Origin of the sequence: Microcystis panniformis FACHB-1757, from assembly GCF_001264245.1 — a bacterium.
Classification (GTDB): Bacteria; Cyanobacteriota; Cyanobacteriia; order Cyanobacteriales; family Microcystaceae; genus Microcystis; species Microcystis panniformis.
Window position 1 is genome coordinate 97818 of record NZ_CP011339.1, and the last position, 15171, is coordinate 112988.

Annotated in this window: 8 protein-coding genes and 1 pseudogene; 8 read left to right on the forward strand and 1 reads right to left on the reverse strand. The window is 43.8% G+C overall.

Translation table 11 applies throughout. The features are described 5' to 3' along the window. Nucleotides 1-30: 30 nt before the first annotated feature. Nucleotides 31-705: a cadmium resistance transporter gene (locus VL20_RS00560; protein WP_052275283.1), complete on the reverse strand. Its 675-nt coding sequence runs from the start codon at nt 703-705 to the stop codon at nt 31-33. A 336-nt stretch (nt 706-1041) separates the two neighbouring features. Here VL20_RS00560 and VL20_RS00565 point away from each other — a divergent pair, with 336 nt between their 5' ends. From VL20_RS00565 to VL20_RS00600, 8 genes and pseudogenes are all read left to right on the forward strand, one after another. Beyond that, complete coding sequence (locus VL20_RS00565) at nt 1042-2304, forward strand: sulfonate ABC transporter substrate-binding protein (RefSeq protein WP_052275284.1); 1263 nt, start codon at nt 1042-1044, stop codon at nt 2302-2304. 12 nt (nt 2305-2316) lie between these two features. Further along, nucleotides 2317-2385 (forward strand): annotated as a pseudogene (locus VL20_RS26745) (thiol-disulfide oxidoreductase); the annotation flags it as partial. Nucleotides 2386-2850: 465 nt separating this feature from the next. Then, the gene (locus VL20_RS00575; RefSeq protein WP_052275286.1) at nt 2851-7311 is read left to right on the forward strand and encodes a hypothetical protein; all 4461 of its coding nucleotides are present in this window, start codon (nt 2851-2853) and stop codon (nt 7309-7311) included. Next, nucleotides 7304-7498, forward strand: coding sequence for a hypothetical protein (locus tag VL20_RS00580; RefSeq protein WP_052275287.1), 195 nt, complete (start codon nt 7304-7306; stop codon nt 7496-7498). The genes VL20_RS00575 and VL20_RS00580 overlap by 8 nt, the downstream gene beginning before the upstream one ends. A gap of 47 nt (nt 7499-7545) precedes the next feature. Continuing rightward, on the forward strand, nt 7546-9855 hold the full coding sequence (locus VL20_RS00585) for a hypothetical protein (protein WP_052275288.1): 2310 nt from the start codon (nt 7546-7548) through the stop codon (nt 9853-9855). 94 nt (nt 9856-9949) lie between these two features. Beyond that, on the forward strand, nt 9950-10207 hold the full coding sequence (locus VL20_RS00590; protein ID WP_052275289.1) for a hypothetical protein: 258 nt from the start codon (nt 9950-9952) through the stop codon (nt 10205-10207). Next, a complete protein-coding gene (locus VL20_RS00595) occupies nt 10171-13092 on the forward strand; it encodes a DUF6603 domain-containing protein (protein ID WP_128575109.1) in 2922 nt (973 codons plus the stop codon). Before VL20_RS00590 ends, VL20_RS00595 begins: the two co-directional genes overlap by 37 nt. 107 nt (nt 13093-13199) lie before the next feature. Beyond that, nucleotides 13200-15116, forward strand: coding sequence for a hypothetical protein (locus VL20_RS00600; protein ID WP_052275290.1), 1917 nt, complete (start codon nt 13200-13202; stop codon nt 15114-15116). Nucleotides 15117-15171 lie beyond the last annotated feature (55 nt).

The following is a 15171-nucleotide window of genomic DNA, read 5'->3' on the forward strand; positions in this document are numbered from 1 at the left end:
GGAGATTGGCGATTTTTACGGGGGCCTAATTTACCCGATGGGAATCAACAGGCGATAGGAACCGTTATCGAGAATAATCCGTAGGCCCAACCACATCAGCACAAAAGGGAAAAGCTTACTGGCATAACGGCTGAGGACAACTGCGATCCCCGGTTGGCGGGTTAGATGATAGGAGAGAAATAACCAAGTACAGACGATTAGATAGCAGATCGGGATGATTACGGCTAACTGCGCCACGGTACTATTGGCGAATAGGGGAATATAGATACCGAGATTATTGCCGCCATTGGATATCGTGACCGCGGAAACTTTATAGGTTTGGCGATCTCTGAGGACTTGACCGAGGGATAGTCTGCGGGAGGCGAACCCATGAAATTGGGCATTTCTTCGCAAATTCACCTTGCGATCTGCGCTTTCCCTCTCGTTATCGCGATTTAAAGTCACTAAATTTCTCACACCGATGAGGATCGGCAGGATTCCGAGAAGACCGATATAAATCGGCGGGATGATTAGGCCGAGGAGAAAACCCAGCAAGCTAACCGATACTAAGGCCGTAAACCCGACTAGCTCGCCTACGACAACGTGAACCGGGCGAAAGGTACGATTTACCTCGCTAAAAAAGCCGGTTAGATAAATATTGTCGTCGAAGGTGGTGGCTATGCCGGTGGCCACCGCGATTTTGACGATTTCGATCAACCAATCCATCCATATTACCTCGATCTCTCAAAGGCGGGCGCAATTTTGTTTTAAAACTATATCATTTTCAATACATTTATAAATGTACTTTGTTACACAATCGAGGAGTCGTGGATTTCTATAGTATGTAGATAAGTAGGGAGGCACAATTATTTGTAGGATGGGTTAGCGGTAGCGTAACCCGTGCTGGCGTTGGGTTTCATGCTTCAACCCAACCTACGTTTATCTTATATTTAATTCCACCCACCCACTTAAAACTAATGGAACCTCTCCCGATCGAGTTGGGAAACCCTTCCTTCTTGTCTCCTTGCCCGACGATAAATCTTGTTTTCTGCGAGAAATCCCATGCTCCACCGTTCGATCAAGTGTCTCTGGAAACCGTGGCGAAATTGCCGGGGAGTTCTTCCCGCGCTGCTTTTTTTGACCAGTCTGGTCGGGAGCTTTCTCCTGGCTGGATTTTCCGACACGAACGCAAAGCGCTCGCTACGCGAGATCGCCGTCGGTCAAAATTCTCGATCCGATAACCTGATTCTCAACCTCGTCGATAGCTTTAAATTCCCCCGGAATACGACTCCCCGGCTATTGGAAACCGTGGGATTATTTATCGCTGGAATTCTCTTCTGTATCCTGATCGATCGCTGGTTCAAGCGCTCGACCCCCTCCGATATCACTCCCCTGGCCAAACAAGCCCGGCGGCTAGGAACCCTCAAGATCGGCTATCCCGAGGGCATGACCAATCTGGAAGTTCTCCGCGCCCAGGCCTTTCTGGAAAGACGCTTAAAACCCTTGGGGGTGACGGTAACGTGGACGAGTTTTCTTTCCGCTTCCTCGCTGATCGAGGCCTTGAGCAACGGAATGATCGACTTCTGTGGTGGTGGCGGTACGGCGAGTATTTTCTCGCAAGCGGCCGAACACGTCTTCGTCCGGGTAGCTAAAGAAAAATATACCGCCCCGAAAGGTCAGGCGATTCTCGTGCCTGAGGATTCGCCAATACAGACCTTGGCGGATTTAAAAGGCAAAAGAATCGCCTTCGATCGAGGTTCGAGCGCCCATTATGTCCTCATCCGCGCCCTGATGAGAGTGAATCTAGAATTAAGCGATATCGAACCGGTGTATGCGACTCAACCGGAAGCACTGGTGCTTTTTCGTCGCGGTGAGATCGACGCTTGGGTGGTCTGGGTTCCCTATTCCCCCACGGAGACGCGCACCTATCCGGGAAGATCGGTGGCGGATCTAGAGAGTATATTCGGGGAAAACGCCTCTCTAGAAGTGCCGACCTATTATTATGCGGTTCCCGAATTGGTGCGGGATTATCCCGATGTACTGAAGGTGATTTTAGAAGAGGTGAACGAGGCGGGGGCCTGGGCGAAACAACAGGAGTTAGAGGCGACGAGACGCTTGGCAGCTCACCACGAGATCGATCCGGCGATCGTGGCTAATCTCGAACAACGGGCCTCTGAACGTGCCATTATCCCGATCGACGATCGCTCTCTGACGGCCCTACAACACCAAGCTCATATCTTCCGAGACCTGAAGCTGATCCCCCATCGGGTCAATGTGCGCGACGGAACCTACACCCTACAGACGAAACAAAATTGGACCTATTAACCAGACATCGGCATTTTGGGCATCGGTTGGATTTATGCCGCTACCAAATGGCCGATGATCGGGTTTCTAGTGGATATTATCCTTTTTCTGACAATTGTCATAGAAACGAGCAATAACGACCATGCTCATTTAGCAGATGCTTTTCTAGCAGTAGAACTTAAAGCATCGACAAACTTGAAATGTTTTTCGATTTTGGATTTTAGATTTTGGATTGAGAATCCTGAAAATCCTGATTAGATTTTGGCTTGTTAGAACTTCCTGTAAATATTGACTTTACTCTGTTCCCTGTTCCCTTAATTCTAAAAATTATAACGATATTATAACAAAAAATAACAAAAAAAATGATAAAAATTTACAAAAAAAATGCCACAAGTGTTGACAAAGAAATCAAGAGTTCTTACCATTCAAAAAATAAAGAAAAAAACGAATCTTAAGGACTTCTCCAAGTGGGTTTTGCCCCTTGACATTCTGTCGCAGTATAACAGCGAAGATTGCTAAACCTCACGATTTAGGCTTCTGCTTCATTCATCCCTACATACTACAGTTATGACCACACTCCTAGTTCCGGTTTACCTTGATGCCCTCTACCTCCCGAGCCAGACGAAGGTACTGGGGGAAATGACTGATTATAGTAAGCTCCCCTACTATAAAAATAGCCAATTAGTAAATCCCGGTAGGGCTTATATTAGCGAAACTGTATTAACGGTTCCCTTGACAAAACCTGAATTAGGTCTAAAAGCAGGCATTCACCTACACTGGTCTTTACCAGATGCGCTGACTAACGGTATAGCAAGAGATGGAGAACAAGGCATCACATTTCCCCTTGTACCTAATCGCTGGCTAATTATACGACGTGGGAGCAATATAGCAGAAAAAAAATGGGTTGTAGAAAGTGATTATCTGTATCCTGAAGGTGCTACACCAGAAGATACAATTAATATCCTCTATTATCCAGCTACCAATGAGTATCAACCCTATCGTTTTCTGGGGCGTAAATTAGAATTGGGAGCATGGCGCTCAAGGCCAACAAATTCCCAATATATTCAGGAATTGTCCGCTATTGGACCCTTCGCCACAGTTGACAACTTAGACAACGAAAAAGTTGCCTTTGCTGGTTTTTATCCTAACTGTCGTAGTGTGTTCGGTTTTCATGATGGGGACTTCACCATCAATACAACCCCGCCCAAAGACCTACGATATGATGTCATTGGCTGGTATAGCGACGGCACCAAAGATTATCTTGACAAATTTATCAAAGAACAGTACCCAGACAGAGATACTTTAAGCCTTTTAGACACTCTGCAAAGTAAAGCTGGCTGGACAGTAGAAATAGGCAATAACCAAAGTTTCCCCGATCGTCTTCTTTGTCATGCTTCCCTAAGTTTTGCGCCTGGTGCTTCTGTAACTAACCCACAAGCGATTAAATTCCAAGGAACGATCGCCGTAGGAAACAACCAAGAAGAAGCCATAGCAGCTTATGTAGCTCGTCAACTGGACACAACAAATACAGAAAATCGCAAAACGATTGAGGAGCAGCTAGAAGCCTTACAAATGGGTGGGCGTTTAGTACAGCAAAATCTCGACTTTGGACCCAAGTTTCGACAAGGACTACACGAGGACAGCTTTACTGGCCAATGTAAAGAGATATCATGGCAGGTAGTGCCGGAATCTGATCCGAAAATTTCCCAGTCGGGAAGTGCCAACCCAGCAAATGCAGTGCAAGGCGAGGGAATAATGCAGGTGACATTATCCGCCGCCATCGGCGATCGCATCAGTGAAGTTAATGAAGCACAGCGTGAATACGACCAACAATTAGCAAAAGTTGGCTCAATTCGAGAACAAGTCTATGCTGATTGGTATAAGTATATGCTGGCCACTTATGTTCTTCCTGATCGGGATAAGGAGAAAAGCTTGCTAGATAGAAGCAAAATACAAACACTGGAAATATACGAAATTTTTGAGGAAACGAGTGACATGGATCTAATCAAGGCGTTTCTTGAGGGACCTCCAGAGGAAAATCAATATGGGGTAAAAGCCTTAGAGAATGCCATCAAAGCTGCTGGGGTCTTGAACTTACAGAAAAATACAGAAGGTCAAATTATCAGCGCTGCTGCTCCTAAGAATTTTTCTGGCTCCTCTTTTAACAGTGATTCAAAAGCGAGCGGACTTGCCTGGTCGATTAACAGACCTTTTGACAGTAATTCAAATTTTGACAGCGATTCAAAAGCGAGCAGACTTGCTGGGTCGATTAACACACTAATTGCTGAAGTTCAGCAGTTTAACAAAGAATCCCGTTTAATTGCTCCCAAAAAATCAGTCCAAGTCACTGGCGATTCTACCTTAGTGGATGACGATATTGCCATGAAGTGTTTATCTTTCGATGGCAATCAGAATTATGAAATCTCTAATTTAGGAAATATCCAGTCCCTCTCGATGTGGGTAAACATACCAGAGGGAGTTCAGGGTTCCCTTTTAGAGGTGAGAAGTACCAGCCTTTATGTTAATTCTACTAATGGAATTAGCAGCACTTGGCAAAAAATTTACATTAACGGACAACAGGTAAACGGACCGATTAACTGGAGAGCAATTCCTAAGAATCGGTGGGTTTTCCTCCACTTAGAGGCTAATAACCCCTTTAGTCACACCGTCTATTTAATGTCTAACTCTTCCGGTAGCCATCGTTTACGGGGACGCATCGCCAGCGTTAGCTTCCACAAAAACCCCCTATCTCCGACCGCAATTGACCGGGATTACCAAGACAAAATTGGTTTGTTCCGACCATCTTACACCATCAAAATAGTTCCAGGTCCTCGCTATTGGCAGCCAAATGATCCCGTAGTTTTAATGACTGGGGAAGTCGCTAAACCGACTCGCAACCGTGACGACGAGCGTTTAAGGACAGATGGTTTGCTGCAATGTAAATTATTAACTCAGTCCATTGACTTGCAGAGCTTATCTGACAACACCTTAAATATTTTTGTCCAATTTCTCAACGAGTTTGGCAACAAACCCACGGAAAAAATTGGCTTCCGTCAATGGAAAAATCAGCCTTGGAACCCTTTCTTGTTGGAATGGCAAGTGCAATTGAAAGGGCTAAACCATAAAATAGAAAGCGAGACATACAATCAAAGCACAAACTACCCTCCTGACATCATCAAAAAGAACTATCAATTGCCAGTCGATGGCCTTGAAATTACCCCGACGGCTGCAAGCGCGAGTAATTTGGCTGATTATCCCGACCTTTACACGGGAGCTAGTTTTCTCTCTTCCTCGGCTAGTATGTTGCTCAAGGACAATCTTATAGATTACTTGACCAAGTATTTGTTGCCCGACTATTACCAAGACAAAAATATATCCCCAGACGACCAAACCGAGGACTACCTAGTCAAGAATTTTACCTCTGTCAAGGGGTGGTATGACCAGAAAAACCCCACAGCTAGTGATCCTTTTTCTACGGCGCTGCGGGCCTATCAACAACTGCAATCTCTTAACGGCTGTCTCGCCCAGAGTCTCGGCGGCTTTAGTGATGCACTACTCACCTATAGTCGGACAATTCAGTTAGATGTCAACGATAATCTACTTGCAGCAACTGGACCTGCAAAAGATTTCCTGCAAAACGTGCAGAACACTTTAGAACTTAGCTCTCGTCTCGTACCGGACAGTCTTTTGCGATCGCCTTTAACTGGATTCGATTTTAGTCCCATTCGTGTAGGAGGATTAAAGATTACTGATTTACGACTTGTGGATACCTTTGGACAGGTTAATGTCGTGCTTGACGCTAACAATCGCCGTGAGATTGTCCCTAGCCAACCCCTAACACTGCCAACAGCTTTTGCTAATGTATTATCATCCCATCCCATCTACCTGCCACCCCGTTTAGCCCAACCCGCCCGCTTGAATTTTCGCTGGCTATCGGCCACTCGACCACAGGGGACTCGCAGCCGTCAACAAGATCAGGAAATGAATGATACCCTCGCCACTAAACCAATCTGTGGCTGGGTTTTGCCCAACAACTTAGATAACAGCCTGACCATTTATGATGATGAGGGCAATGCTCTAGTGATGATTGACCGCACCGCTAGATTGCGCTCTGTTCCGGGACGTGATTACACTGAGCGGGAAATTAATGACATTATTGCTGGGACTAACCCCTATCTCAAGCAAATGGTCCAGTATCTGAGAGATCAAGGACCGGCATTTATGTCCGATTTCCTCACCACTGTCAATGCAGCCTTAGAAACCATTGACCCCGAAGGATTTGCTCAAAATAAAGCCATCTCCTTGCTAGTGTCGCGACCTTTAGCTCTAGTGCGCTCACGCGTCAATCTAGATATCCAAGGCATACCCGCCGTTAGCCAGAACAGGATATCCTTCTCTGAAGACATCTTCGGCAATAAGCTGCGAACGACGGACGCTTTTGAACAGGTCAAATTCCCCATCCGTATTGGTGAATATCAGCAGTTTAACGATAGTTTAGTGGGCTACTGGATAGAAAGCGCCAATGGCACTTCTTACGCAGGAGACATTTTTTATGCTCCCCAAAGTTGCTATGTTCCCCACGAAAAGATCAAAACCCTGTTTGATGATGAAAAAGATCCCACCCCTGACACTCCCTTGAATCTGGAGCAAACCTTAGAGGAAAATACAGCCCAAACTCTAGTGATGTTAATCGACCCTCGTGGACAAGTTAACGCGACTTGTGGCATACTTCCTGCTAAGAGTATTTCTATTCCGCCGGAACAGTATTTACCTGCTTTACAAGCGATCGAAGTTACCTTTTTAGCGGCACCACTTCTGAGTGATCTTAACCCAATCAATGATCTTGATCAGATCAAGCTTTCCCTTCCTGAAGTACCCAATTATGAGTGGTCTTGGTTAGGAAAAGATGGGGATATCTGGTCAAATCGTCCCCTAGTTCCCTTTGATTCTCAGTCGGTTTACTCCAGTCCACAAAAAATCTATGATGGCTGGCTAAAATTAACCAGAAAAACAGAAACTAATGAATGAAGCCGAACAAATTTCCCTCAAATTAACTTTGGGGGAAGTCAACCAAGTTTTAGAAGCTTTGGGTACTATGCCTTACCGCCAAGTCTATCAACTGATTGGCAAAATCCAGAGACAAGGAGAAGCCCAATTACAGCAACCTGAATCAACCGATTCATGGACTCAAGAAATCCCAACTGTCAGCGAGTAAAACCCAACCACAAAAAACAATTTCTTTTTTCTCAAGGAGTAATGATCATGATTAACCCAGTTCCCCCAGAAATTCTTCAAAAGGAAAAGGCCATTAATCCTAGCAATATGACAACCCAACAGCCTTTGGTATTTCAGTTTTATTACGGACAGAGCGGCAAGGCTGACCTTATTAACACCATCTATTTAGAAGATGGCAATGAGGCCTCAAAGTTACATTTAGAGGTGTTGAATGTTAGCAAAAATATCATCGTCTTGAGCCCTGTCTTGAACTCTCCTCCCGAAAAATTAGCTACTGTTGCACAAGGAGGCGCTAATGCGGCTAGTCCGGAACGATGCCATTTTCAACTTCGTTGGCAAAAAGATTTAGGGCTTAACCCTAGTGAGATCACAATAGACAATACTAACGATTGGATCGTCAATTATAACGAAGAAGAAAACTTTTTCTCGATGTATTTTCTTCGCACAACTGAACTGACGTTACAACCAAACGAGAAGATTCAAATAAGTTTCTCGAAACTTACAGCTAATAATCGCACTGTTAAAAGCAGCAATGTTGAATTGTTGTATGGTGGAATCGGTCTAATTTCGAGCAAACCAACGGCGACAGCAACAGCAACCCCACTTAAGGAGCAAGTAAGTTCCAAAAACGCGGTTTCTGTAATCAATCATCTCCGCAAGACGCAAATTCCTTTACAATTTCGGGTCTTAGGTTCTAATGCGATTCTCAATGATGGAACTACTCAAAACACTCTGAAATTAAAGGTACTCAATTCCCCTTTATCTAATAACACGCGACCAATTCTCTCATTAGACCAAAGTTCAAAGTTTATTGTCAGCTTTGAGCAGGGAAATCATCCAGACGCACTGGTGGCAACAACTAGCCAGTTAAACGGCGTTCAAATCCAAGTAACAGATAACAATTCTTGGGCATCAGACCATACGGCAAATTCCACTCAGTGGAGTTTTACACCCAACGCATCCCTGAAGCAATTAACAGCAGGACAGGGAATCGAGCTAACAATTAGCAATTTAGTGACCAGCAGCGCTTCTGGACTAGCCTGTATATATATTGACTATCAAAACATTGGTAGCTATCCCGATGGGCGGCTAGTTATACCTATCGAAAAAACGCCACTTTTGTATAGTGGGAGCAAGGTCGGCATCGGTACTAAGACTTTTGACCGGGAGACGACTAAACTTAAGGTTAACGGCGATATAGTTTTAGGGAAGGATGAAACAAATAAAAAATTTATATTTCACAGTCGCACAGATGGTGGAGGCGACTTTCTGCAAATCACCCATGACAAGGATAATAATGATTGGGATTGGAACCAAGGAATCACTTTACGAAGAGGTGGCAATGTCGGCATCGGTACGAGTACTCCCGCAGCAAAACTTCATGTGAATGATGGGAATGCAGTTATCAGTGGTAGCGTCGGCATCGGTATTACGAATCCCGCAGCTAAACTTCATGTAAATGGTGGGGATGCGGTTATCAGTGGCAAGGTCGGCATCGGTATTACGAATCCCGCAGCAAAACTTCATGTGGATGGTGGGGATGCGGTTATTAGTGGTAAGGTCGCTATCGGCACCAAGACTATTCACGCAGATACTCAACTTCAGGTTAACGGCAATATAGTTTTAGGGAAGAATGAAAACAACAAAAAATTCATGTTTTACACTAGTCCCAACGACAATGGTGACTTTCTGCAAATCACTCATGATAACCAGTCTGGAAATTGGGAGTGGAATCGAGGAATCTTTTTAAAAAGAGGTGGCTATGTCGGCATCGGTACTCGCAATCCCCAAGTTAAACTTCATGTGAATGATGGGGATGCGTTTATTGATGGCACTGCGGTTATCAATGGCAATGTCGGCATTGGTACTGACAAGCCCCAAGCTAAGTTAGATGTTAATGGTTCTGTAAAGTTCGGTGGAAATAGCACAATTATAAACCGAATGATTTGTGGTCAAGTCTTTTACGATACTACCAGAAAACATTGGGGATACAGAGGTTTCGCAAAAGGTGCGAAGGTCGTTTTATTGCAAGTTTCTGTTTTTCCAGTGTGGAAGTTTCGCATTTATTATGGGTTTACTGTGAAACATAGACAGGATCTTGTGATTTTAGCCACAGTATTGGATCGCTTTGCAGACGACATAGTTTGTGTCTCAGATATTCAGGCTGACTATTGTGAGATAACTATTCGCGATGCATTCCAGAATGTTCTGGAGCGTCTAAATTTTTCCTTGATGATTATTCACTATGCTTGTTGGGAGGGTGCAGATAGTTTCTATCCTATAGAGAATGGTAATGTTACTGATGACTACCCTTCAATACTCGATTATACGGTATGAAAATTAGATACTGTAGGTGTTTACTGCAAATTTTCTCTTGAGCTTTATTCCTTAACCTTTCTAACTCATCAACCCAACCAACCCCAACAAACCTATGACGACAAACACCGAACCTCAATTAAAAAAAGACCTAGAAGAAGCCCTAGAAGCTTCACCGGAAACAGATAAAAAAATAAAGATTTCTTTGAGCGAAGAAGAAGGGATCGACGTTATCTGTGAAGTTAAACCTGATAAATTACCAGATAAAGGTAAAACTGTTGTTGCTTACACAGCTTACCAAGAAGGAAAAGATGGCTCTTCGGTTTGTGTTATGCAATGGACGGGAGTTATAAGGGATGGAACCCTTATATAGAAAGGCATTTAGCGATTTTTGTTAATTGTTTTTTTCTAGAGCGAACTAATCAATTAAGTCTCTTGCCAGATAAGGATTTAGTCGATTTATGCCCCCCTATCGAACCATACCAAGTAACGAAGAACCGAAAAGATGAACCCTTCAAAGTCACCCTCCAAGCTTTGATGGCAACCTTCGAGCCAAGCATCCTGTTACCAGAGGGACTCGGGAATAAGGCCATCAGTTTCAAAAATCTGATGGTGATTTACAGAAAAGAAGGTAAAGAAAGTAAAGGACAATGGCTGTTTGTCCTAGATTTAGATATTGCAACCAAAATCAAATTAGGCTCTCTCCCCGTAGTGGGTGATTTAATCGCCAATGAACTCGCTGAAGAAGAAATAGTTCCATCCCTGCGAATTGTCGTTGCTTCTAAAGCCTTTACCATCAAAGAAATTCGCGTTTTCAACGACAAAATCCCTGAGATTATCTCTCCAATACCGGTTCCCAAAGAGGGAAGTGAGGAAAAACTCTCTGTCTGTAAAGGTTTCAGCTTCTCCGGTCAATTAGAATTACCTGATTTTTCCAGGATTGTGAGCTTGCCAGTAAGTCCACAAGAAGAAGAAGAAGAGGGGGGAGAAGAAGGGGGAGAAGAATTAGCTCCAGGTGGAGAAGAAGAAGAAGTCACCAACAGTAAATTAGCCGTTTGGTTTGATCTAGAAAAAACCTTCGGACCGTTTTCCCTCAAACAGATTGGCTTCCAATATGGCACAAAAGAAGAGAAGGGAGAAAAAAAAGGAGAACTAGCCATCCTCATTGATGCTGCCATCAAAATCTCTGGCTTGACCCTCTCTTGCGACGATTTAGGTGTTGGCATTGCCTTAGCTGACTTAAAACCATCCTTTAAAATATCGGGCATTGGCATAGAGTACAAGAATCCAACTCTTGAAATAAGCGGGGCCTTACTGCGTTCCGAAAAAGAAAAATACACAGAATATCTGGGTTTAGCCAGCATCAAATTTAATCTAGCAGGTAAAAGTTTTGGTGTCAGCGCCATCGGTGCCTATGCCTACTACGACGGTAAACCCTCCCTATTTCTATATGCCGTTCTCAACGTCACTATAGTAGTTGATCCCTCCTTCATTATCACGGGATTTGCTCTGGGTTTCGGCTACAACCGCGATCTGAAAGTACCTTCCATCGACAAGTTACTAAAATTTCCCCTAGTTGCCGAAGCGGTAGAACCCAGCGACAGTAAATTTTCCGATGATAGTGAACTGATTACCAAAAAACTGGGCCAGATGGATGAATATATGCCCATATCCATCGGCTCCGGCTTTGTCGCCATCGGACTCAAGTTTACCTGCTTCAAGATGTTAGACTGCTTTGCGCTGCTAACCGTCGCCATTGGGGAAGATTTCGAGATCAACCTGTTGGGAATTGCCAAGATGAAAATTCCCACTCCGGCAAAAGACTCGAAAAATACAAGCTGTATTCTCAATATGACGATGCTCCTACGAGCCAGATTTTCTCTGAGTGAAGGAGTAATCTCCATAGAAGGTCAATTAGCCTCAGATTGCTATCTCTTATCCCCAGATTGTCGCTTAACTGGTGGCTTTGCCGTCTGTCTCTGGGTTTCTGGTCCTCATGCCGGTGATTTTGTCATTACTTTAGGTGGTTATCACCCCTTATTCAAAAAACCTGCCCACTATCCTACAGTCCCTCGTCTAGGCTTCCACTGGAAAGTAGGGAATTGCCTATCCCTCAAGGGAGAAAAATACTTTGCTCTGTGCGCTCATGCCATCATGGCCGGTGGCCGACTAGAAGCCAATTTCAAACTTGGTAAACTGTGGGCTAACTTTGTCGCTGAGGCTCATTTCCTCATCTCTTGGAAACCCTACTACTACGAAATCCTAGTACAAGTGAGGATTCAAGCTGGCTATGGAATACTCGGACCGGTTAGTTTAGGGGTGCAACTCCATATTTGGGGTCCAGAATTTGCCGGTACAGCCACATTTAGAATTATCTTCGTCAAAGTCACTGTGGAATTTGGCGATCAATCTTCTCGCTTACCAGAGCCTATCGATTGGGAAAGTTTCCAAAGTTCCTTCTTACCCCCTGCGAAATCAACAGCACAAGGTTCATCAACAGCTGCAGACGTTTGTAGTGTTGTTGTCAATCAAGGAGTCACCAAACAACTCTCACCGGCAACAACCAAAGAAGTCGCCTTTGTCGTCAATCCCAAAGAGTTAGAGCTAGTAGTTAATTCTGCTATCCCCAGCAAGCAAGCATTGTACGATAAAAAATCTCTCGGTATTGGTGAGGCAAAAACTAATTTTGGGATTCGTTCTATGGGGGTTACAAAAGAGCAACTAGACACGAGTTATAACATTAAGATTAAACGGCAGGAAAAGGGAGGAAGTGGCTCAGTAACTGTTCCTCAGAACGAGTTCCAATTTATCCCGATAACTCAAGATGTACCAACTGCACTTTGGGGCGATGCTAAGGTTAAATTGACGAAAGTAAAGGGTAAAGACTCAGAACGAATTCTTCTCCCTGAAGCTAACGATCAGCAATTTGTTAAGAACACTCTCTCAGGTTTCCGTATTGTTCCTCAAATCAAGAAAGATGTCTGTAGCACTAATAGTATTGATGTCAACGAATTGCTACACGATACCACCGCCATAGATAAGGTTTACACTTGGCAAAATATGACGGCTTTTTCTGGGGTTTCAGCCGATAATCAAGCAACGAGAACTACTGCGGTCAAAAACAGTATTGTAACTAACAATACTAAAAATAATCGCAAAAATCTTCTACAATCTCTCGGCTTTAATCCAGACAATGATGTTCAATTAACTGAGTCTGTCGCCAATTCTTTTGTCATTGCACCCCAGGTTAAAGCGTAATTCAGATCAAGTCAGGGCGGTATCTCTAGCCCGCCCTTATTAAGCTTTCGCCCGAACTAGCTCCTTCAACAACTCTCTAACACCTATTTACCAAGAGGATTAATCTTATGTCCACCTCAGCTACTAACATTAAAGTTCAATTTATCGAACATCGTCAACCTCCCCTAAATAGTGGTACTTATACAGTGGAAGTTGAGCAAACTGTTAAGACCAAAAACTCTCAGAAAATACCTGAGCAGACATTCAGTAAAGAGCTTACCTTTTATGTAGATGGCCATCGTTTTGCTCCCCTAACTCCTGATAGCATTTATGCCGTTTTTCCCCCTGCGGGAAACTTGGGCGAGTATTCTAATGCCTTGCCCCATATCATCCTCAAACGCGGTACTCTGCCTTGGGAGCGTACTATCAAATCAACAGATACTGATCTCCCTTGGTTAGCTCTCCTTCTGTTTCAGGAATCAGAAAAACCTGAACCAAAAACAATTAAATTAAAGGAACTCAAACCAACTTCTGGTAATATTAAATTTCCCACATTTAACTATGAAACTGGACAAAAAGATGAAGATGAGCTTACGGTAATTGATGTTCCTAAAGGCATTTTAGAAAAAATCCTGCCTTCGGAAGAAGATATAGCTCTCCTTGCTTATATTAACCAAATAACTAACGATCAAGGTAAATCTCTCAGTGAACCTTTAGCCACTATTTTAGGCAACCGTTTACCCAAGAAAGGGGAAGTGAGTACCGTTCATTTAGTCGCCCTTGAAGAACGCTATATTGAAGAACGCTATAATGGAACATCTGGAGAATTTGACTATCAAGGCGCAGGACCTAACGATTTAATCCGCTTAGTCAGCCTTGTCAGTTGGAGTTTTGCCTGTGTTAATAGTAAGCACAATTTCGATGCCCTGCTCAAAGAAATTGATCGCAAACCCGACACCCTCAGACTTCCCTCCGAAGGTAATAATCCAGCAAAGCAATACCTAGATTTAGGTTATGTACCTCTCCACCACGCTCTGCGACAAGGAGATAAAACAATTTCTTGGTATCATAGTCCTTTAAGTACAGGCCAAAGCCAAGATAACCTAACTGCTCCTGTTCCTATAGCTGATCAATTGATGCGTTATGATCCTAATACGGGTATGTTTGATGTTTCCTACGCTATGGCTTGGCAATTAGGACGAATGCTTACCCTACAAAATCAACCCCTTGCTGTGGAGATTTTTAACTGGAAACGCTCTAAAGCTCAGGAGTTACATCAGATACAGCAACAAGTACTGCACCTACCTTTCCAAGGCACAACTGAAACTAACGGGGATCTACCTACAGCGATCGCCAATTGGTTCCAAGATTTAGAATTGCTCAAAAACGTTCCCTTTAACTATTTGGTTCCCGATACACGGTTACTTCCCCCCGAATCTTTGCGCTTCTTTTGGGTAGATTCCTATTGGGTTGACTGCTTACAAGATGGGGCTTTTAGTGTCGGACGAGTCACGAAAGAAGACTTGCGATTAGATGTTCAAAGTCGCAGTTTACGCCGAAGCAAAACCCAGTCTGATAAAACTATTACTGGCTTCTTGTTACATTCAGAAGTAGTATCCGGTTGGCCCGGTTTAGAAATAGAAGGTTACGTCAATCCCGTAACCGGAAATAATTTTGTCGGACCGGAGAATCAACTAACCATAATCCGAAGAGATCGGCTATCAGATAACATCTTACTCTGTTTTTTTGCAGGGGAGGTCAAAACTCTTGATCTTTCTCTTAAGGCATCATCCGTTAATTGTGGTGTAGATCCAATTGAAACAGGAACTAAGATTACTAAAGGACTACGACAACTCGACGGTAAGCAAACAACCGGAAACATAGAGGTTCCCTTCCGCAATCAAGATCTAAGAGTGATTGATATTAAGGAAATGACCAACAGGCTCAAACAAGGGTTAAAATCTACCTCCCAATTCACTTCTGCTCAATTTGCAGCCACCATGATTGAGGGATCGCCCAAAGTTAGATTTGTCGCACGGGGTTAGAGTTGTTGGGTAATGTCTTTGGGCTTTTGGGAAATCAAAAAGTACCGTATCTGGG